Origin of the sequence: Burkholderia sp. AU45388 (assembly GCF_030481585.1) — a bacterium.
GTDB lineage: Bacteria > Pseudomonadota > Gammaproteobacteria > Burkholderiales > Burkholderiaceae > Burkholderia > Burkholderia sola.
Map to the genome: position 1 here is coordinate 79,910 of NZ_JAUJPV010000029.1, position 22,042 is coordinate 101,951.

The 22,042-nt window shown below is 67.1% G+C and carries 19 protein-coding genes; 11 read left to right on the top strand and 8 right to left on the bottom strand.

All coding sequences use genetic code 11. From position 1 onward, the window contains the following. Window positions 1–65 precede the first annotated feature (65 nt). Window positions 66–386 (bottom strand): flagellar transcriptional regulator FlhD, encoded by a 321-nt coding sequence (flhD, locus tag QZM72_RS32015; RefSeq protein ID WP_011350590.1) that lies wholly within the window; start codon window positions 384–386, stop codon window positions 66–68. 664 nt (window positions 387–1,050) lie between these two features. On the opposite strand from flhD, the gene QZM72_RS32020 reads away from it, so the two are divergent. After that, window positions 1,051–2,115, top strand: a complete 1,065-nt coding sequence (locus QZM72_RS32020) for a glycosyltransferase family 4 protein (RefSeq protein ID WP_089466376.1) — start codon at window positions 1,051–1,053, stop codon at window positions 2,113–2,115. A gap of 102 nt (window positions 2,116–2,217) precedes the next feature. On the opposite strand, the gene QZM72_RS32025 is transcribed toward QZM72_RS32020, so the two are convergent. After that, the gene (locus QZM72_RS32025) at window positions 2,218–2,514 is read right to left on the bottom strand and encodes an H-NS histone family protein (protein ID WP_006489320.1); all 297 of its coding nucleotides are present in this window, start codon (window positions 2,512–2,514) and stop codon (window positions 2,218–2,220) included. A gap of 298 nt (window positions 2,515–2,812) precedes the next feature. Here QZM72_RS32025 and aqpZ point away from each other — a divergent pair, with 298 nt between their 5' ends. Next, window positions 2,813–3,556 carry an aquaporin Z gene (gene aqpZ / locus QZM72_RS32030; protein ID WP_006489324.1) on the top strand — a complete coding sequence of 248 codons (744 nt, stop codon included), beginning with the start codon at window positions 2,813–2,815 and terminating at the stop codon, window positions 3,554–3,556. Between the two features lie 132 nt (window positions 3,557–3,688). Here aqpZ and QZM72_RS32035 read toward each other — a convergent pair whose 3' ends face one another. Together QZM72_RS32035 and QZM72_RS32040 are read right to left on the bottom strand one after the other, a co-directional pair. Further along, a complete protein-coding gene (locus QZM72_RS32035; RefSeq protein ID WP_089466374.1) occupies window positions 3,689–4,513 on the bottom strand; it encodes a Cof-type HAD-IIB family hydrolase in 825 nt (274 codons plus the stop codon). A gap of 141 nt (window positions 4,514–4,654) precedes the next feature. Next, the gene (locus QZM72_RS32040) at window positions 4,655–5,536 is read right to left on the bottom strand and encodes a BadF/BadG/BcrA/BcrD ATPase family protein (RefSeq protein ID WP_301740104.1); all 882 of its coding nucleotides are present in this window, start codon (window positions 5,534–5,536) and stop codon (window positions 4,655–4,657) included. 142 nt (window positions 5,537–5,678) lie between these two features. On the opposite strand from QZM72_RS32040, the gene QZM72_RS32045 reads away from it, so the two are divergent. Beyond that, window positions 5,679–6,281, top strand: coding sequence for a DNA-3-methyladenine glycosylase I (locus QZM72_RS32045; protein WP_089466372.1), 603 nt, complete (start codon window positions 5,679–5,681; stop codon window positions 6,279–6,281). A gap of 173 nt (window positions 6,282–6,454) precedes the next feature. Here the strand turns inward: QZM72_RS32045 and rpsU are convergent, their stop codons facing one another. Next, entirely contained in the window at window positions 6,455–6,667 is a 213-nt protein-coding gene (gene rpsU / locus QZM72_RS32050) for a 30S ribosomal protein S21 (RefSeq protein ID WP_006401410.1), read from the bottom strand. A gap of 521 nt (window positions 6,668–7,188) precedes the next feature. Here rpsU and QZM72_RS32055 point away from each other — a divergent pair. The 3 genes from QZM72_RS32055 (at window position 7,189) to QZM72_RS32065 (ending at window position 9,946) form a co-directional block, all read left to right on the top strand. Beyond that, on the top strand, window positions 7,189–8,007 hold the full coding sequence (locus tag QZM72_RS32055) for a flagellin domain-containing protein (protein WP_027783219.1): 819 nt from the start codon (window positions 7,189–7,191) through the stop codon (window positions 8,005–8,007). 193 nt (window positions 8,008–8,200) lie between these two features. After that, window positions 8,201–9,619 carry a flagellar filament capping protein FliD gene (gene fliD, locus QZM72_RS32060; protein ID WP_089466371.1) on the top strand — a complete coding sequence of 473 codons (1,419 nt, stop codon included), beginning with the start codon at window positions 8,201–8,203 and terminating at the stop codon, window positions 9,617–9,619. A gap of 30 nt (window positions 9,620–9,649) precedes the next feature. Next, entirely contained in the window at window positions 9,650–9,946 is a 297-nt protein-coding gene (locus tag QZM72_RS32065; RefSeq protein WP_089466370.1) for a flagellar protein FliT, read from the top strand. Window positions 9,947–10,166: 220 nt separating this feature from the next. Here the strand turns inward: QZM72_RS32065 and QZM72_RS32070 are convergent, their stop codons facing one another. The 3 genes from QZM72_RS32070 to QZM72_RS32080 form a co-directional block, all read right to left on the bottom strand. Further along, window positions 10,167–12,653 carry a tetratricopeptide repeat protein gene (locus QZM72_RS32070; RefSeq protein ID WP_301740105.1) on the bottom strand — a complete coding sequence of 829 codons (2,487 nt, stop codon included), beginning with the start codon at window positions 12,651–12,653 and terminating at the stop codon, window positions 10,167–10,169. Next, complete coding sequence (locus tag QZM72_RS32075) at window positions 12,650–14,848, bottom strand: tetratricopeptide repeat protein (protein ID WP_301740106.1); 2,199 nt, start codon at window positions 14,846–14,848, stop codon at window positions 12,650–12,652. The genes QZM72_RS32070 and QZM72_RS32075 overlap by 4 nt, the downstream gene beginning before the upstream one ends. A gap of 240 nt (window positions 14,849–15,088) precedes the next feature. Next, window positions 15,089–16,876, bottom strand: a complete 1,788-nt coding sequence (locus QZM72_RS32080; RefSeq protein ID WP_301740107.1) for a tetratricopeptide repeat protein — start codon at window positions 16,874–16,876, stop codon at window positions 15,089–15,091. Window positions 16,877–17,281: 405 nt separating this feature from the next. On the opposite strand from QZM72_RS32080, the gene QZM72_RS32085 reads away from it, so the two are divergent. The 5 genes from QZM72_RS32085 to rffA are packed head-to-tail and all read left to right on the top strand — an operon-like array spanning window position 17,282 to window position 22,040. Beyond that, on the top strand, window positions 17,282–18,067 hold the full coding sequence (locus QZM72_RS32085; RefSeq protein WP_059561588.1) for a class I SAM-dependent methyltransferase: 786 nt from the start codon (window positions 17,282–17,284) through the stop codon (window positions 18,065–18,067). Then, entirely contained in the window at window positions 18,064–19,449 is a 1,386-nt protein-coding gene (locus QZM72_RS32090; RefSeq protein WP_089466366.1) for an FAD-binding oxidoreductase, read from the top strand. The genes QZM72_RS32085 and QZM72_RS32090 overlap by 4 nt, the downstream gene beginning before the upstream one ends. Continuing rightward, entirely contained in the window at window positions 19,446–20,168 is a 723-nt protein-coding gene (locus QZM72_RS32095) for a WbqC family protein (protein WP_089466365.1), read from the top strand. Before QZM72_RS32090 ends, QZM72_RS32095 begins: the two co-directional genes overlap by 4 nt. Window positions 20,169–20,178: 10 nt before the next feature. Further along, on the top strand, window positions 20,179–20,826 hold the full coding sequence (locus tag QZM72_RS32100) for a class I SAM-dependent methyltransferase (protein WP_089466364.1): 648 nt from the start codon (window positions 20,179–20,181) through the stop codon (window positions 20,824–20,826). Between the two features lie 56 nt (window positions 20,827–20,882). Continuing rightward, on the top strand, window positions 20,883–22,040 hold the full coding sequence (gene rffA, locus QZM72_RS32105) for a dTDP-4-amino-4,6-dideoxygalactose transaminase (RefSeq protein ID WP_301740108.1): 1,158 nt from the start codon (window positions 20,883–20,885) through the stop codon (window positions 22,038–22,040). Window positions 22,041–22,042 lie beyond the last annotated feature (2 nt).

Here is a 22,042-nt window from a genome sequence, read left to right on the forward strand (position 1 = left end):
CGAATGAATGGCCAATACGCTGCCGGCCGGCGCGGCACGCCGGGACGAACGCAAGGCGGGATGGATCAGCGGACGCCTTCGACCTGCTGCCCGGCCATCAGGATGGCCGAGTGGGCGTGCGCGACGACATCGCTGCGGCCCTTGTCGGCGAGCGACGACAGCAGCGCGTGATCATCGAAGCGGAAGCGGCACAGCATCTGGTTCGACGCGGCCAGCTTCACGGTCTGCGCGAGCGTGAGGTTGGCGAGCACGTCGGCCAGTTCCTGGGAAATGCCCATGCGAAACATGCCCATCGCCTTGTCTTCCCGCAGCAGTCGCTGCGCGAGGAGGAGATACGACAGGTTGACCTCTTTGATCTCACTGAGCATTTCACTGGTGGCGCTCATGATTCCCCCGTTAAAAAACTGTGCTTTGGCCAATCATGTTATGAAAACGTTTGCTCGATCAGCGCGCACTGGGCGCTCAGTCGGCTCGTTTATAGTCTTACAGGGCGAATTTTGGCCAAACGGGATTTATGTCGGTATCAGCGAAGTGGCGTATGCCGTGCAGGATTTGTCTGTAAACCGTGTAGGAATTTTTCCGACAAGGCGAATTGAAAGGAACGGTCGGAAAAACGGATTGCAACGCGGATTCGGTTGCGAGGGGCGCCGATGGCCGCCGCGCCGGGAGCGGAAGGCTTGCCGGCAAGGCGCCGGCAATCGGATCGGTAAAAATTATAGTGCTTTTTCACGATAGCGCAACAATAGTTATGGCTGTCGCGCTTCATGATTCCGTGCCCTTTTTCTCGGGGTTTTCGCGTATTTCATCGTGTAACAAGCCTTAAGTGTTTGAAAAAACACTCGAACCCCTCAGGGCGATATCGATAATGGACTCCAATGGGCGGCGGCGCGAGCCGTGCCGGCCCGCCCCGCAGCTTGCCGCCGGCGCTCCGCGCACCCCGCCCAGGGCCCGGCCACGTATCGCGAACCGCGTGCGTCGGCAAGTTCCGCAACCTTGTACGGGATCCGCATCGGCGCCGCCGCGCGCTCGGATCGACACAGGAGAACATCCATGCGAATTGCCCAGATCGCGCCGCTTTACGAAGCCGTCCCGCCGAAACTCTACGGCGGCACCGAGCGTGTCGTGTCCTACCTCACCGAGGCGCTCGTCGAACTCGGCCATGACGTGACGCTGTTCGCCAGCGGCGACTCGGTTACGTCGGCCCGTCTCGAGGCGGCCTGGCCGCGCGCGCTGCGGCTCGACCCGTCGATTCGCGATTCGATGGCGCCCCATATGCGGCTCCTCGAGCAGGTCGCCCGGGTCGCGCACGAATTCGACGTGCTGCACTTCCACCTCGACTACCTGCCGTTCCCGCTGATGTCGCGCCTCGACACGCCGTACGTGACGACGCTGCACGGCCGCCTCGACCTGCCGGAGCTGCAGCCGGTGTTCGACGCGTTCCCGAATTCGCCGGTCGTGTCGATCTCGAACAACCAGCGCAAGCCGCTGCCGCAAGCCGCGTGGGCCGGCACCGTCTACCACGGGCTGCCCGACACGCTGCTCACGCCGCGGCCGGACGTGAAGCCCGAATACCTCGCGTTCCTCGGCCGGATCTGTCCCGAAAAGCGTGTCGACACCGCGATCCGGATCGCCGCGCAAAGCGGGCTGCCGCTGAAGATCGCCGCGAAGGTCGACAAGGCCGACGCCGACTACTTCAAGGAAGTGATCGAGCCGCTGCTCGACCAGGCGCATGTCGAATTCATCGGCGAGATCAACGAAGCGCAAAAGCCGGCGTTCCTGTCCGGCGCGAAGGCGCTGCTGTTCCCGATCGACTGGCCGGAGCCGTTCGGCTTGGTGATGATCGAGGCGATGGCGTGCGGCACGCCGGTCGTCGCGTTCAACCGCGGCTCGGTGCCGGAAGTGATCGAGGACGGCGTGACCGGCTTCATCGTCGAGGACGTGCAGGGCGCGGTCGGCGCGCTGCACCGGATCGACAGCCTGTCGCGCACCGCGATCCGCGAGCGTTTCGACACGCGCTTCAGCTCGAAGGCCATGGCGCAGCGTTACGTCGAGACCTACGAATCGCTTTGCGCGGCCACCAAGCAACCGGCATTGCGCCGGGTCGCGGGCGCCTGACACGGAAATCCGCGCGGAAATACGTCGTAAATCCGCGCGAAAATCGACACGCAAAACAAAAGAGCCGCATCGTCGATGCGGCTCTTTCTATTTGGCTTTCCCTCACTCGATCAGGAAACGATCGCGGTTTTTGCCGACGATCCAATTCGGCGGCTTGCCGCGCCCGCTCCAGGTTGCACCCGACTTCGGATCGCGGTATTTCGGCGGCAGCGGCGCCTTCTTCGGCGGACGCCCGCGCCGCGCTCGCTCCGCGAAGCCCAGATCCTGGGCCGTCAGGCCATATTCGGCAATCATGCGCTGGACATCGGCGATCACCGCCGCCACTTCCTGGCGCCGCACGTCGTCCGCCTGGGCTTGCAGATCGGCGATCTGAGCCTTGAGTTTCGCGTATTGAGACATTTTTCGACTCCCCTTTTTCGATGATGCGGCCCCGGCGACTCCGGCCGGAACACCAACATCCGTTACGTCATCCGCACTGCCGCCCTGCCCTTCGAATTAATGCTGCCATCTTTAACCGAATCGCCTATATCGAGAATGCGGACTTATTCTAATAAAGGCATTCGTCGACCATTCAAATTTAACAATCGTTTACCCTCCCGGGCCCGATTCATTTCCTATAATCCAGACCAATTCCCGGTAACGCGATAAATGCGTTGCGTCGCGCCGGGTCTTCAACCCACCTGGACGAGATCCTTACATGAATCTTTCTCAGCGTCTCGCTGCAGAGGTATTCGGCACGTTCTGGCTGGTGCTCGGCGGGTGCGGAAGCGCCGTGCTGGCCGCCGCCTTTCCGGGGCTCGGCATCGGCTTTGCCGGCGTCGCACTCGCCTTCGGCCTGACCGTGCTGACGATGGCATTCGCAATCGGCCACATCTCGGGTTGCCACCTGAATCCGGCGGTCAGCGTCGGCCTGACGGTCGCCGGCCGCTTCCCGGCACGCGATCTCGCGCCGTACATCGTCGCGCAGGTCGTCGGCGCCACGCTCGGCGCATTCGTGCTGTACCTGATCGCGACCGGCAAGCCGGGTTTCGACGTGGTCGGCAGCGGCTTCGCGACGAACGGCTTCGGCGATCGCTCGCCCGGCCACTACTCGCTCGCCGCATCGTTCATCTGCGAGGTCGTGATGACGGGCTTCTTCCTGTTCGTGATCCTCGGCGCAACCGACAAGCGCGGCGTGCCGGCCGGCTTCGCGCCGATCGCGATCGGGCTGTGCCTGACGCTGATTCACCTGATCTCGATTCCGGTCACCAACACGTCGGTGAACCCGGCACGTTCGACCGGCCCGGCGCTGTTCGTGGGCGGCGACGCGATCGGCCAGCTCTGGCTGTTCTGGGTCGCGCCGCTGATCGGCGCGGTACTCGCCGGGATCATCTACCCGCTGGTCGCCGGGCGTGACGACGCCGTCGACCTGCTGCCCGCATCAGCTCGCACAAGCGAATAAAACACTACGGGGTCAAGCGAGCAGAGCAGCGAGCCTCACGCTGTCGAAGAACACGAGGCAGGCAATTTCGACGGGCGCCCATGCGGCGCCCGTTTTTCATTTCGGCGCAGGGAACGGCGCCGGGGCGGGCGCTCAGGACGCGACGACGTCGTCTTCGAGCGAGAACAGCGTGCGCAGGTGACGGGCGACGCCCGCGTCGAAGTTGTTGCCGATCCGCGGGATGTGCGGCAACCGCGCCACCAGATCGGGGTTCGCGTTGTTCATCATGAACGCGTGACCGGCGGTTTCGAGCAGGTCGATGTCGTTCATGTTGTCGCCGAACGCGATGCAGTGGCCGGTATCGACGCCGAGCCGCGCGAGCACGGTGCGCAGCGCGCGCCCCTTCGACACGTTCGCGGTCATCACTTCGAGGCAGTCGGGCAGCGAGTACGTGACGTACAGCGTATCGCCGAACTGCATGCGCATCTGCTCGGCGACGACCGCCAGATCGGCCGGTTCGCCGATATACAGCACCTTCGCGATATCCGCGCCGTCGTGCGCGGCCATGTCGATCACGTCGTACCGGAAGCCCGAATCCTGGTGGAATGCGAGCAGGTGCGGCGCTTCGCGATCGATCAACCAGCCGTCGTTGGTGAACAGGTTGACGATCACGCGGCCGTGCGCGCCGACGACTTCCGGCTGCACGAGGCGGCGCACGATCGCTGCGTCGACGTTCTGCGCATGGATCGTCGTGTCGTCCGGCGTATGCACGCGCGCGCCGTTCGACGTGATCAGGTACGGCCGGATGCCGAGCACGTCGCGAATGCCGGCGACGTCCGCATAGTGGCGCCCCGTGGCGATCACGAACTGCACGCCGTCGCGGTCGAGCCGGCGAACGGTGTCGATCGTATACGGGTCGAGCTGGTGGTCGCTGTTCAGCAGCGTACCGTCGAGATCGGTGGCGATGACTTTATACATGGGGCGGGAGAGCGGCGCTCGCGGCACGGAAGAAGCGTCATTTTAACGTCGTGCCCCGCAGCGCGCCGGACGGTTGCCGGCCACGCGCCGCCCGGGGTGCTGCCGCGGCGCGGCATCCATCCCGCTCGCGCCCCGCCCGGCTCAGCCGCCCTGCGCCGCGCGCAATGCCTGCAGCGCGAGCCGCAGCGCGCCATGCGCCGAATCGTCGAGCGGCGCGCGCAGCCGGGCGGCGTGCTGCGCCGGCACGGCCGGCGCGAGCGCGTCGGCCAGCCCGCCGCACAGCGCGACCGGCAGCACCTGCCGAGGATCGAGCGCGTCGATCATCTTGCCGATCTCGTCGCCGGCCTGCGCGATCAGCGCGCTCGCGACCGGATGCGTGCGGTGCGCGAACACGACCGGCGCGAGACGCGCGTAGATCGTCTGGTTCGCGTCGCACGACCACTGAACGAGCGCGTCGCGATCCCGCGCACCCGTTTCCGCGAGCAGGGCCGCGGCAAACGCGTCGCGCGGCACGCGGCCGTCGAGCGCCTGTTGCGCATAGGCGAGCGCGCGCACGCCGAGCCACGCGCCGCTCGCCTCGTCGCCGGACGGAAAGCCAAAACCGCCCGCGATCCGGCACGCGCCGCCCGCATCGAGCGCCGCCGCGATGCTGCCGGTGCCGAGCGCGACGATGAGCCCCGGCGCGCCGCCATGCGCGCCGACGACGGTCGTATACGCATCGCTCTCGATCGCGAGCGCGCCGAGCGGCGCCCGCGCGCGGAATGCAGCGAGCCACGCTGCGTTGTTGACGCCCGCCAGCCCGCAGCCGAGCGCGCACTGCGCCCAGTCGAACGCGAGGCCGGCGTGCGTGAACGCGTCCGCGCACGCCGCGCCGATCGATGCCCATGCGCGCTCGATGCCGAGACCGAGCCCCGACGGGCCGCCGCGCCCCTGCGCGAGCTCGCGCCCGTGCCGGTCGGCCAGCACCGCGCGGGTGCCCGTGCCGCCGCCGTCGATGCCGATCGCAAAAAGTAATGCCGCCATGCCTTCATCCCGCTGATTCGAACAGGCGCCAAGCTTAACCGGATCGGCGCCGCGCGCCCATCTGCCGTTCGGCCGGCTATCCCGCCAAAAGGGCTTCCGCTATGCTGGCGCGATCGAATCGATACTGAAAACGAGGCAGACGATGTCGCAGCGGTGCAACTGGGTGAAGACGGAAGCGGACGCTCACTATCACGATACCGAGTGGGGCGTGCCGTCGCACGACGATCGCCACCTGTTCGAAATGCTGATCCTGGAAGGCGCGCAGGCCGGGCTGTCGTGGTCGACGATCCTGAACAAGCGCGCGGGCTATCGCGAGGCATTCGCCGATTTCGACGTCGATGCCGTCGCGCGCTTCACGCCCAAGCGCATCGAGAAATTGCTGGAGAACCCGGGCATCGTGCGCAACCGCGCGAAGGTTGAATCGGCGGTGACCAACGCGCGCGCGGTGCAGCGCATCCGCGAAGAACATGGGTCGCTCGCCGCGTTCCTGTGGTCGTTCGTCGGCGGCACGTCGATCCAGAATGCGTGGCAGTCGTACCGCGACGCGCCCGCCTCGACCGAGCAGTCCGACGCGCTCAGCAAGGCGCTGAAGGCGTACGGCTGCAAGTTCGTCGGCTCGACGATCTGCTATGCGCTGATGCAGGCGACCGGCATGGTCAACGATCACGAAGCCGGCTGCCCGTGCCATGCGCAATGCGCGGCGCTCGGCGGCAAGCAGCCGGCACGCCGGCGCAAGGCGGGCTGACGCGCAGGCCTGAGCGCGAAGATCGACTTCCGAACGCCGCCGCACCGCCGGCCATCGGCCGAAACAGTCGCGCCGCAACGGTCCGGGGGCTTTCCCGGCCCGCAAAAGCAAAACGGCGGAGCGGCCTCTTTCGAGGCACACTCCGCCGTTTCGCGGCGAACCGTCAGATGCTCTTAGTGGAGCTTCTTCGGCAGCATCTGGCTGCGCAGGCGCTTGTGCAGGCGCTTGACGGCTGCTGCCTTCTTGCGCTTGCGGACTGCGGTGGGCTTTTCGTAAGACTGGCGCTCACGCAGTTCAGCGATCAGGCCATTTTTTTCGATAGCGCGACGAAAGCGGCGAATCGCCACTTCGAACGGCTCGTTTTCTTTCAGAAGAATCGTCGTCATGTCGTTCCTAAATTGCTTAAACGGTCAAAAACGTAGCGGCCAAGCGCCACGCACCGGCCATCCGAGCGTCCCCACAACAGGCGAAACGAGCGGAAATACGGCCTCGGAGGCCGGAAAAGAGAGGCGGAAAGCACCGCGAGTACGCTTCACAACCGCGTGCAGCGCCGCGTTTGACTGCCAGCAGACATGCCGAAACCGGCAAAGGCGTGACAGAAAATCTCAATTCAGCCCGCCATCATAGCAGGGAATCACAGACAAAACCACCCTTTTGTCGGTCACCGGCAAACGTTCCACCCCATCTCGCGATTCTCGCGCCACGGCCACCACGCCGCCCGCCATGCCCCATGCGCCTTCCGGGCAAAACCGGCCCTTCCGTCCCGAATTTCCTCAAACATCCCTCTAAAGTTTTCGCCGGGTGCCGCCGTCAACCAGGAAAGGCGGGCAGCGCCAGACGCAAAAAAGCGCCACGCCGAAATCAGAACCTGTCTGTATCTCAGGCATTTTCCAAAACGAGGAAGCAAATGCTGAACATCAACACCAACATCCTTTCGCTGACGACGCAGACGAATCTGTCGGGCTCGCAAAGCGCACTGTCGCAAGCAATCAACCGCCTGTCTTCGGGCAAGCGCATCAACACCGCTGCTGACGATGCAGCAGGCCTGGCGATCTCGACGTCGCAAACGGCGGCAATCAATGCGCTGACGCAAGGTGTTGCAAACGCGAACAACGGCATCTCGATGATCCAGACCGCCAACGGCGCGCTGCAATCGACGGTCGACAACCTGCAGCGTATCCGTACGCTGGCGCAACAAGCAGGCGACGGCTCGCTGGATTCGAGCGCCCGCGCGAACCTGCAAGCTGAAGTGACGACGCGTCTCAGCGAAATCGACCGTGTCGCATCGCAAACGACGTTCAACAGCCAGACCATCCTGGGCGGCGCCGGCAGCGTCACGTTCCAGATCGGCGCAGCAGCGAACCAGGTCGTTACCGTCGACTTCGGCACGGCGAACTGGAACAGCACGGGCATGAGCGTGAACAGCCTGAGCGTCGCCACCCAGTCGGGCGCGCAATCGGCGATCACGGCGATCGACGCGGCACTGAAGCAAGTCAACACGTTCCAGGCAACGCTGGGCGCAGCACAGAACACGTTCCAGGCTGCGATCTCGACGACGCAAACCCAGGCAACCAACATGACCGCCGCTCGCTCGCAGATCACCGACGCGGACTTCGCGACGGAAACGGCGAACCTGAGCAAGGCGCAAGTGCTGCAACAAGCTGGTATCTCGGTTCTGGCGCAAGCGAACTCGCTGCCGCAGCAAGTCCTGAAGCTCCTCGGCTAATCGAGCAGCACCCGCGGCGGGCCACGTGCCCGCCCGCCTCCGGGCACGGCGGCGTCGCCATGCGACGCATCGCGACGCCGCCGAAACCGCCCGGACCGGAATTCTCCAGGGAGGCACGCCTCCCTCTTTGCATTGAACCGCGGCGCCCCGCCGCATCGCGCACGTTGATTGCGCGGACGACCGGAGCAACGGCATGGCCACCACGACCCCCGTCAGCAGCACGGACATCAGCACCATCCTGGCGAATGCAGGTCAATCGATCATCAGCGGCGCGACGAATTCGACGCTCGACGTCAATACGCTCGTCACGACGCTGGTGAACGCGAAGACGGCCGGGCAATTGCAGGCCCTGCAGACCCGGCAGACGAACGACAATACGCAGCTGTCCGCGATCGGCCAGCTGAAGGGCGCGCTGTCCGCGCTGCAGACCGCGCTCACCGGCCTCTCGGACGGCACCGCGCTCGGCAGCCTGGCCGCGACGGCGAGCGGCACGGGCATCGCGACGACGATCAAGAGCGGCAGCGGCGCGGTGGCCGGTTCGTATTCGGTCAATGTCACGCAGCTCGCGACCGCCAACAAGCTGTCGTCGGCCGGCGTGACGTCGGCGGACACGATCTCGGCCGGCTCGCTGAGCATCACCTTCGGCAGCAACCCCGCATTCAACGTCAACGTGGCGGCCGGCGCGTCGCTGTCCGACATCGCGTCGTCGATCAACTCCGCGTCCGGCAATGCCGGCGTCACCGCGTCGGTCATCACCGGTTCGGACGGCCAGCATCTCGTGATGCAGTCGAACGCCACCGGTGCGGCCAACACGATCTCGATCACGGGCACCGGCGTCAACTCGAAACTGACGTCGGGGTACACGACGGTCACGCCGGCCGCCGACGCGAATCTGACGATCGACGGCACGCCGGTGTCGAGCGCGTCGAACAACGTGTCGGGCGCGCTGACGGGTGTCACGCTGGCGCTGTCGCAGGCCGCGGTCGGCACGACGCAAACCATCACGCTGTCGCAGGACACGGCCGCGGCGACGACCGCGATCAACAATTTCGCGACCGCGTATACCAACTTCGTGAATACCGCGAAATCGCTGTCGAGCTACGACTCGACAGCGAATACCGCCGGCCCGCTGCTCGGCGACGCGATGCTGAACACGATCAGGAGCACACTCGCGACGACGCTCAGCAGCGGCGTCACGACGGGCGGCACGACCTATGCGCTCGGCAGCATCGGCATCAACGTGGATTCGACCGGCGCGATGTCGGTCGACACCGCCGCGCTGACCACCGCGCTCAAGTCGAACAGCTCCGCGGTGACGGCGATCTTCAACCAGACGAACGGCATCGCCCAGGCGCTCAATGCGAACATCAACTCGTACACGCAGACGTCCGGCCTGATCGACCAGCGCACCACCGCGATCAACGCCGATCTGAAGAGTGTGCAGAGTCAGGCGACGCAACTGCAGAGCTACTCGGACCAGTTGACCAAGCAATACAATGCGCAGTTCACCGCGCTGAACACGCTGATGGCGACGATGGCGAACAACACCCGCTACCTGACCCAGCTGTTCGGCGGCCAGAACAGCGCCGGCACGCTGGCCAACAACAAGTAAACGTTGGCCGCCCCCCTTCGGAGCAGAACCATGACGAACGACACCCTGTCCCGCGCCTTCGATCTGACCCGTGCCATGCAGTCGGCGGCCGATGCGCGCGACTGGGTGCGCGTCGCGGCCCTCGCCGACGAACGCTCGCCGCTGCTGATGAACCTGTCCGGCGAGCAGACCCCGGACGTGCTGGACCAGGTGCGGCAGATCATGGCGATCGACGCGTCGATCACCGAGCATGCGCAGACGGACCGTGACCGCCTGGCTGCGGAATTTGCGCAGTCCCAGGAGCGGATCAAGGCCGCGAGCCAGTACCAGAAAGCCGGCATGCTGTGACCGGCCGGGCGTCTCGCCCGCCGCGCATTTCGAATTAAAAGACGCCGCCAGTCGAGCGGTCCGTTGTCGCCGTACCGTCGAGCCGCTTCAATGCGGCTTTTTTTCGCCTGCGGGCGGGAGCGCGAGCCGGATCGCGCCGGCTACGGCCGCGTCGATCATCTCGGGCGGCCGGCCCGACGATGCGCGAGCGCGGCTTCCAACCGGGGCGCGATCCCGCTCGTCACGCGTCCCGGGGCGCCGTCTCGCCGGCCGCGTAGCGGGTCCACATGCCGTGCAGCGCGTCCTCGAGGTTGCGTGCGAAGCGCGACGCATCGCACAGCGGCGACGCCAGCGCGCGCTCGCGCAGCGTTGCACGCAGCGTCGCCAGCCCGTCGCGGTCGCGCGCGAACGCGACCGCCTTCGCGAGGTACGCATCCTCGTCTTCCGCGATCCAGTCGCCCATGCCCGCCGCGTGCAGCAGGCTTTCGCAAATGTGCGTGACGAACCGGCTGCCCTTCATCCCGAGCACCGGCACGCCCATCCACAGCGCTTCGGCCGTGGTCGTGCCGCCCGGGTACGGGAACGGGCTCAGCGCGATGTCGATGCGGTTATACGCGGCGAAGTACTCCGCACGCGGCGAACCGCCTTCGAGAATCAGCCGATCCGCGCCGACGCCGTGCCGCGCGAAGCGGTCGAGCGTCGCCTGGTTCACGTCGCCGGCGCCGAGCTCATGGGCCTTCAGCAGCAGGCGTGCGTCCGGCAGTGCGTGCAGGATGCTCGACCACAGCGCGACGACCTCGTCGCTGATCTTGATCAGCTTGCCGAAGCAGCCGAACGTGACGCCGCCATGAGCCGCCATCGGCAGCGGGCCGACCGCGACATCGTACGGCGGCGGCGTGAAGCACAGGTAGCTGTCCGGCAGCCGCCACGGCCGCTCGGTGAAGTGATGCGCCTCGTCGGCCGGTAGCGTATGCGCATCGCCGATGAAATAGTCGATCGCGCGGCAACCGGTCGTCGCGAAGAAACCGAGCCAGCTCGCCTGCACCGGCGCGGGCTTGTGCCCGAAGATCGGCAGGCCGCTCCAGTTGGTGTGGCCTGCCATATCGATCAGGATGTCGATACCGTCGTCGCGAATCAGTTGCGCGGCCTCCTCGCGGCCCAGGCTGACCACCTTCTTCCAGCTCGCGAAGTTCGGCCTGAGCCGCGCGGTCACGTCGTCCTCGCCGACGAAGGTCACATAGGCATGCGGCTCGATGCGCGACCGGTCGATCCGCGCGAGCACGCTTTCCAGGAAGATGCCGACCGGGTGCTGGCGCAGGTCGCCCGACACGAAGCCGACGCGCAGCGGCCGCCCCTGCGCCTGCGCGACGCGCTGCGCGCGGTCGTGCTCGAACGGGTGCGCATCGCGCTCGAGATGCTCGCCGTAGCGGCGCGCTTCGGCGACCCACTCCTGCGGCTCGAACGCGGGTGAGCTCGACATGTTGAACAGCATCCGCGAGTACGCGCGATGCACGTCGTGCCGAATCGCCGAGCGGAACGCATCCAGCGCGCCGGCGAGGTCCCCTTTCGCCCACAGGATGTCGCCGAGCGTCATCTGGACCTTCAGCGGATCGATGCCGAGCGCCCTCGCGATCTCGGTGTGCTTCATCGCCTCGTCGAGCTTCTCGAGCCGAAACAGCGCGGCGGCGAGGTTGTGATGCGCGTCGGCATCGTCCGGGTTCAGGTCGATCGCGTGCCGGTGGCTCAACTCCGCGGCGGCCAGCAAATTGAGGTTGTGATACGCGAAGCCAAGGAAGTTGTATGCGTCGGCCAGTTCGGGATCGAGCTCGATCGCACGCCGGCACACCTGCACCGCCTGCCCGTATTCGCCCTGCTGGTTGCGCAAATCGCCGAGCCACGCCCATGCCTGTGCATGCGCGGGGTCGATCGCGACCGCCTGCTCGAGCAGCTCGAGCGCCTTGTCGAAATCGCCGATGCGCTGCAGCAACCTTGCCAGCACGCAGTGCGCGTCTGCGTCGCCCGGATCGAGCCCCTCGCGCGCATGGTCGATCGCGCCGTGCAGATCGCCGGCCGCGCGCAGCGTCGCGCTCAGCCCCCGGTGCGCGACACGGAAGCCCAGTTGCAGCGCGATGGCGCGACGATAGGCATCCGCAGCATCGTCGAATTTCTCCTGCGCATGCAGCGCGTTGCCGAGATTGCAGTACGCATCCGCGTACTGCGGCTGGTGCGCGACGGCCTTCGCGTAGCTCGCGGCCGCCGCTTCGTGCTCGCCCAGGTCCTGCAGCGCGTTGCCGAGATTGTTGTACGCCTCCGCATAACCGGGGCGCAGCTCGATCGCGCGCGCGCAGCTCTGCATCGCGGCCGCCGGCTCGCGTGCATCGCGCAACGCGTTGCCGAGGTTGTTGTGCGCCTCCGGATAGTCCGGTCGCAGCCCCACCGCGCGCCGGTAGTGCGCGATCGCGTCGTCGAGCCGGCCGCTTTCGCGCAGCATGTTGCCCAGGTTGTTGAAGTACGACGCATCCGGCCGCTCGACGAGCGATTGCTCCATCAGCGCGAGCCCCGCGTCGTACTGCTTCAGCTGGCATGCGAGCAGCCCGAGGAAATGCAGTGCATCCGGCTGGCCCGGCTGCGCGGCGAGGATCGCGTCGTACAGCGTCTTCGCTTCCGCGAGACGCCCCGCCTGATGATGCGCCAGCGCGGACTGCAGCGTGTCGTGGATATCGTTCATGCTTCCTGCTCCGAGTTCGTATAGCGTTGCCACATGGCGAGGAACGCCGCTTCGAGATGCGCCGCGAACCGGCGCGCGTCGCACAACGGCGACGCGAGCAGCTGCGCACGCAGGCTCGCGCGCAGCGCCGCGAGGCGCTCGCGATCGTGCACCGCCGCGATCGCCTTCGCGACATAGCCGTCCTCGCCGTCAGCAACCCATTCGCCCATGCCCGCCGCGTGCAGCACGCTTTCGCAGATGTGCGTGACAAAGCGCCCGCCCTTCATGCCGAGCACCGGCACACCCATCCACAGCGCTTCGGCCGTGGTCGTGCCGCCCGGGTACGGGAACGGGCTCAGCGCGACGTCGATGCGGTTATATGCGCCGAAGTATTCCGCGCGCGGCGAACCGCCCTCGAGGATCAGCCGGTCCGCGTCGATGCCATGCCGCGCGAAGCGTGCGGCGGTCGCGTCGCGCACGCCCTCGCGACCGAGTTCGTGCGCCTTGAGCAGCAGCCGCGCGTTCGGCAGCGCGTGCAGGATGCGCGACCACGAGCGCACGACGTCGTCGCCGATCTTCACGAGCTGGCCGAAGCAACCTAACGTCGGCTGGCCGCTCGCCGCCATCGGCAGCGGGCCGACCTCGACGTCGCAGGCCGGCGGCGTGAAGCACAGGAAGCTGTCCGGCAGCCGCCACGGCTTCTCGACGAAGTGATGCGCTTCGGCGTCCGGCAGCGTGTAGCGGTCGCCGATGAAGTAGTCGATCGCGTCGCAGCCGGTCGACGCGAAGAAGCCGAGCCAGCTCGCCTGCACCGGCGCCGGTTTCCAGCCGAACACGGGGAGCCCGCTCGACTGCGTATGGCCCGCGAGGTCGACGAGAACGTCGATTTCGTCGTCGTGAATCATCCGCGCGGCCACGTCCGGACCCAGCGCGGCGATCGAGCGCCAGCCGTTCGCGTGCGGCTTCAATTTCGCGGTGATCGCGTCCTCCTCGTCCGTGGTCACGTACACGCGCAGGTCGATGCGCGTGCGCTCGAGGTGCGCGAGCACGCTTTCCAGGAAGATCCCGACCGGGTGCAGGCGCAGGTCGCCGGACACGAAGCCGACGCGCAGCGGCCGCCCTTGAGCGCGCGCGCCCCGCTCGCGCGGATCGTGCGCATGGCGCGTCGAACGCGCGGCCAGGTGCCGGCCGTAGCGCCGCGCATCGGCCAGATAGTCGGCGGGGTTCACGCAAGCGGACGCCGCCGCGCTGAACAGCAGCCGGTTCAGCACGGTCGCCGCGACGTCGTCGGCATCGTCGCGCACCAGCGCGAGCGCGTCGCGATAGGCGTGGACCGCGGCATCGACGTTGCCCTGCGCGCGCAGGATGTCGCCGAGATTGACGTGCATCAACACGGCCGGCGGGCCGGCCTGCAACGCCCGCCGGCAATACACGAGCGCCTCGTCGAGCCGCTGCAGCTTCAGCAGCACGACGGACAGGTTGTGGCACGCGCCGGCGTCCGCCGGATTGAGCGTGACGGCCGTGCGATGGCACGCTTGCGCATCCTCGAGCCGGTTCAGTCCGTGATACGCGTTGCCCGCGTGGTTATGTGCGTCGCCGAGGTTCGGCGCGAGCCGGATCGCGTCCTGCGCATGCGCGAGCGCTTCCGCGCAGCGCAGTTGCTTGTGACGCACGGCGCTCAGGTTCGCGTGGGCCATCGCCATCGACGCATCCAGCTCGATCGCGCGGCCGTAATGCGTGGCGGCGCCATCGAGGTCACCCAGATCCTGCAGCGCATTGCCGAGGTTGTTGTACGCCTCCGCGTAACCGGGGCGCAACGCGATCGCGCGCGCGCAGCTCTGCATCGCGGCCGCCGGCTCGTGCGCGTCGCGCAACGCGTTGCCGAGGTTGTTGTGCGCCTCCGGATAGTCCGGCCGCAGCGCCACCGCGCGCCGATAGTGCGCGATCGCGTCGTCGAGCCGGCCGCTTTCGCGCAGCATGTTGCCCAGGTTGTTGAAGTACGACGCGTCCGGCCGCTCGACGAGCGATTGCTCCATCAGCGCGAGCCCCGCGTCGTACTGCTTCAACTGGCACGCGAGCAGCCCGAGGAAATGCAGCGCATCCGGCTGGCCCGGCTGCGCGGCGAGGATCGCGTCGTACAGCGTCTTCGCTTCCGCGAGACGCCCCGCCTGATGATGCGCGAGCGCGGCCTGCAATGCCTGTCCTGTTCCGTCCATCTCGTCTGTCCTGCTCAATAGGGATGCGGTTCGCGTCGGAAGTCGATCGGCCTGCCGCCGTGCCCGATCATCACCGCCGGCGCCGCAATCCCGTCGCGCGCCATCCTGACGACGGTGTCGCGCACGTGCCGCCGGTCGGAATGACGATCACGTCGGCCGGCGCGGTGTTCAGCGCGGGAGCGCCATGTTCCGCTTGCCGCCAACGTGGAAATGCCCACGCCCGTCAAGTCGTGAGCGGCCTCACACGGATGCGACCCGCGCGGCTTCGACGTGCCGCGCCCACATGCCGTGCAGTGCGTCCTCGAAGTGGCGCGCGAAGCGGGGCGCGTCGCACAGCGGCGACGCGAGCACCTGCGCGCGCAGCGTCGTGCGCAGCGCCGCCAGCTCGGCGGGCTGGCCGACCTGCGCGACGGCCTTCGCGACATACGCGGCGTCGTCGTCCGCGATCCACTCGGGCAGCCGCGCCGAATGCAGCATGCTCTCGGCGATGTGCGACAGGAAGCGCTCGCCGCGCCGGCACAGCACGGGCACGCCCATCCACAGCGCTTCGGCGGTCGTCGTGCCGCCCGGATACGGGAACGGGCTCAGCATCAGGTCGACACGCCGGTACGCGGCCAGGTATTCGGCGCGCGGCGAGCGGCCTTCGAAGATCAGGCGCTGCGCGTCGATGCCGTGCGCCGCGAAGCGCGCGGCAAGCGCCTGCTGCTCGCGCGGATCGTCGAGATGCTCGGCCTTCACGAACAGCTTCGCGCCCGTGACCGATTGCAGCACGCGCGACCAGACCGCGACGACCTGATCGGTGATCTTCGCGAGCTTGCCGAAATAGCCGAAGGTCGGATGGCCGTTCGCGAGCATCGGCAGCGCGCCGACGTCGACAGGCTCGGCCGGCGGCGTAAAGCACAGATAGCTGTCCGGCAGATGCCACGGCCGCTCGGTGAAATGCGCGGCCTCGGCGGGCGGCAGCACGTGACGGTCGCCGATCACGTAGTCGATCGCGCCCACGCCGGTGCTCGCGAAATAACCGGGCCAGCTCGCCTGCAGCGGCGCCGGCTTCCACGCGAACAGCGGCAGGCGGTTGTAGACCGTGTGGCCCGCCGCGTCGAGCAGCACGTCGATGCGGTCCGCGCGGACACGCGCAGCCGCCGCTTCGTCGCTCAGGCCGGCGATGCTGGTCCATGTCGAGAAGGCCGGCTTGATGCGGGCGGTCACGTCGTCCTCGACGTCGCGCGTCGGGTACGCATGCATCTCGATCCGGTTCGGGTCGAGATGCTTCAGCATGCTCTCGATGAAATAGCCGACCGGATGCGACTTCAGGTCGCCCGACACGATGCCGACCTTCAGCGGCCGCCCGAGCCGGGGAGCCAGGTCGACGAGCCAGTCCGTCCACGGCTTCGCGCACCGCGTGACGAGTTCGTCGTAGCGCGCGGCCTCGGCGAGATAGGCGTCGTGGTCGAACGCTTCGCTGCAGTGGCTCGCGAACAGCAGGTTGCTGCGCGGCTCCGGCAGTTCGGGGCGCAGCGCGACCGCGTGCCGGTATGCCTCGAGCGCGGCCGGAATCTCGTTCAGGTCGAACAGCGCATTCGCAAGATTGTTGTAGGCCTGGCCGTTGTCCGGCTTCAGCGCAATGGCCTGGCAGAACGCATCGACGGCCGCGCGGACGTCGCCGGCGAGCCGCAGCGCGTTGCCGAGGTTGTTGTACGCATCGACGTAGTCGGGTCGCAGCTCGATCGCGAGACGGAAGCACTCGGCGGCGGCGGCGTGACGGTTGTCCGCCTGCATCACGTTGCCGAGGTTGTAGTAGTACATCGCGTCGGGCCGGATCTCGATCGCCGCCATGATCAGGTCGGATGCCTCCTGATAGCGTCCGTACTGATGGCCGATCAGGCCGAGGAGGTGAAGCGCGTCCGCGTGCCGGGGATCGGTGTCGAGGATTTGCCGGTACAGCGTCTCGGCCTCTTCCAGCCGTTCGGCCTGATGGTGCGCCAGCGCCTGTTCGATCGTGGCGGCGGCGGGGGAGGTGGGCATCATGAGCTATGTCGTCCTGGTAGCCAATACGGGATTCGAATCGCGGCCGGCGCCGCTGCGTCGGCACACGCCTTCGCCCGCGGACGCACGCACCGACGGTCTCCGACGTGTCCGAATTCTCCACGCGCACGTCGCGTTCCAATTTGGCGAGCAGGTGCTGGAATTGGTCGCTATTCCCGCGACTGCAAGCCGCCCCCGCGGGCGCCCGAATTCGCGCCGGACACGCGCGCATCCATCGAAATGCGGGGTGAAACCACCCGCTAATCCGACATTCGATCCTGGCGGCGCTCGCTAGACTTGATCGTAGAAAGATGTCCGACCTGCGACGCTCGGACGGTTGCGCATTCCGATGCCGCCGCGCCGACACGCGCTCGTCCGGTCACACCCTTTGTGCCTGGAGCCCTGTGTATGCACGAATCAGCGATCATCACCAACGCAGATGGCGATCAGCTCGCGGCGCGCCGCGAACTGTTCGACCTGATGCAGACCTACCCCGCGACGCGCGAGGAACTGGAACGGTCGCTCGGCCTGTTCGTGCGCGGCTCGCTCCTCGCACGCATTCTCGCGACCTTCGAGATTTATCAAAAAATCGTGCCGCTGCCGGGCGCGATCCTCGATCTCGGCACGTGGCGCGGGCAGACCGCCGTGCTGTGCGAGAACTTCCGCGCGATTCTCGAGCCGCTGAACTTCCAGCGCCGCATCCACGCATTCGATACGTTCACGGGCTACACGGGCTTCGCCGAGCACGACACGCGCGACCGCAAGCTGTTCTCCGACGGCACGTACTCGCTGTCCGGCGAGTACGCCGACCTGCTGCGCAAGCTGCTGAACCTGCACGAGCGCAGCAACGCGATGGGACACGTGCATGACAAGCACCACGTGTGGGAAGGCGACTGCCGCGACACGCTGGCGGCGTTCGGCGAAGCGCATCCCGGCGAGATGGTCGCGCTCGCGTGGTTCGACCTGAACGTGATCGAGCCGACCCGGCACGCGTTCGACGCGGTGATGGAGCGGCTGGTGCCCGGCGGCGTCGTCGCGTTCTGGCAGCTCACCCGCGGCGGCCAGCTGCCCGCGGAAGGCGTCCATTACCTGCGCGACCTGCTCGGCAACCGTCCGCACCAGATCCACAAGGCGGCGGCCTATCCGTCGCTCTGCTACCTGTCATTCCCCGAAGGTGGGGGCACACGCAAATGAAAATCGCAATCCTCGGCAACGGCATTCTCGGCCTGATGACGGCCCGCGCATGGCAGCAGGCCGACGCGGGGGTCGAGCTCGTGATCGTCGGCCACGCGCATCGGCCCGGCTCGGCCACGCGCGCTGCGGCGGCAATGCTCAATTCGTTCACCGAGCTGGAAGGCGATTCGCTCGGCACGCCGATCGACCGCTTCAAGTTCGAGCTGAGCCGCGGCGCGACGGCAGCCTGGCCCGCCGTATTCGCTGAAATCTGCACGCCGGAGCGCGCGATTGCGCACGGCTTCGGCACCTTCGTGCTGAACAACGCGGCGACCGACGCGCTCGACGACGAGAACTTCGCGGCCATGCAGCGGTTCTGCCGCGAATTCGAGGAGCCCTGCGAGGCGGTCGACCCGTCAGGCATCCCGAACTATCATCCGGACCCGCGCTATCGCGCGCTGAAGGCGGTCTTCCTGAAGCGCGAAGGCTGGGTCAATCCGAAACAGTTTCTCGACGCGCTGACCGCGTCGGTCGCGCAAGCCGGCAACGTGCGCTTCATCGACGCCGAGGTCGAGCGGCTCGACACCGCGGCCGGACGCGTCACCGGGGCGCGCCTGTCCGACGGCAGCGTGCTCGGCGCGGACCGCTTCATCCTCTGCAACGGCGCCAACGTGACGCGCGTGCTGCAGGCGAGCCTGCCCGATCTGCCGGTGCAGCGGATGTTCTACGGCATCGGCATGTCGATCGAACTGCAGAGCACGGAGAACGTGCACACGCACTGCGTGCGCACGACCAACCGCGGCCTCGCGTGCGGGGTGTATTCGGCGCCGTACGGGCCCGACCGGACCCTCGTCGGCGCCAGCAACTACATCAGCCCGGTGCCGCACGAGCACGGCCACGCCGGCAGCGCGTACACGCTGCTCAAGTCCGCGATGGACCAGATCAACACCCGCTTCTCGCGCGCGAACCTGGTCAACGTCAACGTCGGCTGGCGACCGACGACGTCCGACCTGTATCCGCTGTTCGGCGAAACCAGCGTGCGCGACCTGTGGATTCTCGGCGGCACCAAGCGCGACGGCTTCCACCTGTCGCCGGTGCTGAGCCGCGATCTCGTCGCGGCGATGCGCGGCGAGCCGATCGATCCGCGCTACGCGGAACTCGCGCCCGAACGCCCGCTGATCCGCAACATGACGCGCGAGGCCGCGATCGCGAAGACGGTACGCCATCAGATCAATGCCGCGTACCAGCACGATTTCGTGCCGGCGCGCAACCGCATGGTCGAACAGCTTCGGAACGCGATGCGCGCGGACCTGGAGGCGCTGCACGACAAGCTGGGCGCAACGGACTGGGGCATTCCGCCCGAGCTCGTCGACATGTACCGGTACGGCCACATTCCGGCATGAGCGGTGCGACCATGAACCGCGACGCGAAGCGGGTAGCGATCGTCCAGTCCAACTACATTCCGTGGAAGGGCTACTTCGACCTGATCGCCGCCAGCGACGAGTTCATCCTCTACGATGACGCGCAGTACACGCGCCGCGACTGGCGCAACCGCAACCAGATCAAGACGCCGCAGGGCGTGCAATGGCTGAGCGTGCCGGTGAAGGTGAAGGGCAAGTATCACCAGTCGATCCGCGAAACCGAGATCGACGGCGCCGACTGGGCGCCGCTGCACTGGAAGGCCCTGCAGCAGAACTACGCGCGCGCGCCGCACTTCGCGCGCTATGCGGACGAGCTCGAGGCGCTCTACACCGGTCGCACCTACGGGATGCTGAGCGAGCTGAATTTCGCGATGCTGACGTGGGTCCTGCGGCAACTGGAGATCGGCACGCGCGTGTCGTCGACGTCGGACTATGCGCTCCACGGCGACCGCACCGAGAAGCTGCTGAACCTGTGCGTGCAGGCGGGCGCGTCCGAGTACCTGTCCGGCCCGGCCGCGCGCAGCTACCTCGACGAAAACCTGTTCGCCGATGCCGGCGTCGCGGTGCGCTGGTTCGACTATCCGACCTATCCCGAGTATCCGCAGCAGTGGGGCGACTTCGTCCACGGCGTGACGGTGCTCGACGTGCTGTTCAACTGCGGTCCCGACGCGCGTCGGTACGCGCTGACCTCGAAAGACTGAGGCGATGTCCATGAGCGAATCCCGGCATGCGAGCCTGCTGGAAGAAGTGGCCGCGTACTACAGCGCGCGGCTGGCGGAGCACGGCGCGACCGCGCGCGGCGTCGACTGGAACGGCGAATCCAGCCAGTTCCTGCGCTTCGAACAACTGACGAAGATCCTGCCCGAGTCCGGCGGCCACTCGGTAAACGACATCGGCTGCGGCTACGGCGCGCTGGTCGATTTCCTGAAGGCGCGTGCGCTGTCGGACAGCTTCGCGTATGCGGGCTACGACATCTCGTCCGATATGGTCGACGCCGCGCGGCAGCGCTATCGCGAAGACGCGAACGTCGCATTTCATGTCGGCGCGGTGCCGCAGGCCGCATCGGACTACGGGATCGCATCCGGCATCTTCAACGTCAGGCGCGGTCACGGCGACGACGCATGGCTCGACTACATCCACGCGACGCTCGACACGCTGCACGCGACGAGCCGACTGGGCTTCGCGTTCAACTGCCTGACGTCGTATTCCGATCCGCCGTTCATGCGCCCGGACCTCCTGTACTACGCGGACCCGTGCGCGCTGTTCGATCGCTGCAAGCGCCGCTATTCGCGTCACGTCGCGCTGCTGCACGACTACGGCCTGTACGAATTCACGATTCTCGTCCGCAAGGACATCTGAGCGGTGCCGCGCGCGAGCCGCGCGGCCGAACGTCCCCCTTACTGCGGAGCCTGACCATGTTCGGCCCACCCAATCTCGACGTCATTCCGTTCGGCCGCCCGTTCGTGGTCGGCAAGGAGCTCTACTACATCGCGAAAGCGGTCGAGCAGGGCGGCCTCGCCGGCGACCAGGCGTTCACGAAGCTCTGCCACCGCTGGCTGGAAGCGCGCATCGGCTGCCAGCGCGCGCTGCTCACGCACTCGTGCACGGCCGCGCTCGAGATGGCTGCGATCCTCGCCGACGTGCAGCCCGGCGACGAAGTGATCATGCCGTCCTACACGTTCGTGTCGACCGCCAACGCGTTCGTGCTGCGCGGCGCGACGCCGGTGTTCGTCGATATCCGCCGCGACACGCTGAATCTTGACGAGACGCAGATCGCCGCCGCGATCACCAAGCGCACGCGCGCGATCGTGCCGGTGCACTACGCGGGCGTCGCATGCGACATGGACGTGATCGGGCGGCTCGCGGCGGACCACGACCTGTGGGTGATCGAGGACGCCGCTCAGGCGCTGCAGTCGTCGTGGAACGGCAAGCCGCTCGGCAGCCTCGGCCACCTCGCGTGCCTCAGCTTCCACGAGACCAAGAACGTGATCTCGGGCGAAGGCGGCGCACTGCTGGTCAACGACCCGCGCCTCGTCGAGCGCGCGGAGATCATCCGCGAGAAGGGCACCAACCGCAGTCAATTCTTCCGCGGGCAGGTGGACAAGTACACATGGGTCGACGTCGGCTCGTCGTTCCTGCCGGGCGAGCTGATCGCGGCGTTCCTGTACGCGCAGTTCGAGCACGCGGACGTGATCACCGCGCAGCGGCGTGCGACCGTGCAGCGCTACCAGGACGCACTGCAGCCGCTGCACGCGGACGGCCTGATCGAGCTGCCCGCGATTTCGCTCGCCGAGCGCGGCAACGGCCACATGTTCTATTTCCTCGCACGCAACCTCGCCGAACGCACCGAGCTGCTGCAGCAGATCCGCGCGGTGGGCGTGAACGCGGTGTTCCACTACGTGCCGCTGCACAGTTCGCCGGCCGGCCAGCGCTACGGGCGCTGCGGGTCCGGCATGGCGGTGACGGACCTCGTCGCCGACCGGCTCGTCCGGCTGCCGCTGTACCACGACATGACCGAAGCCGAACAGGATCGCATCCTCGACGTGGTCTTCGATTTCTACCGCACCCGATAACG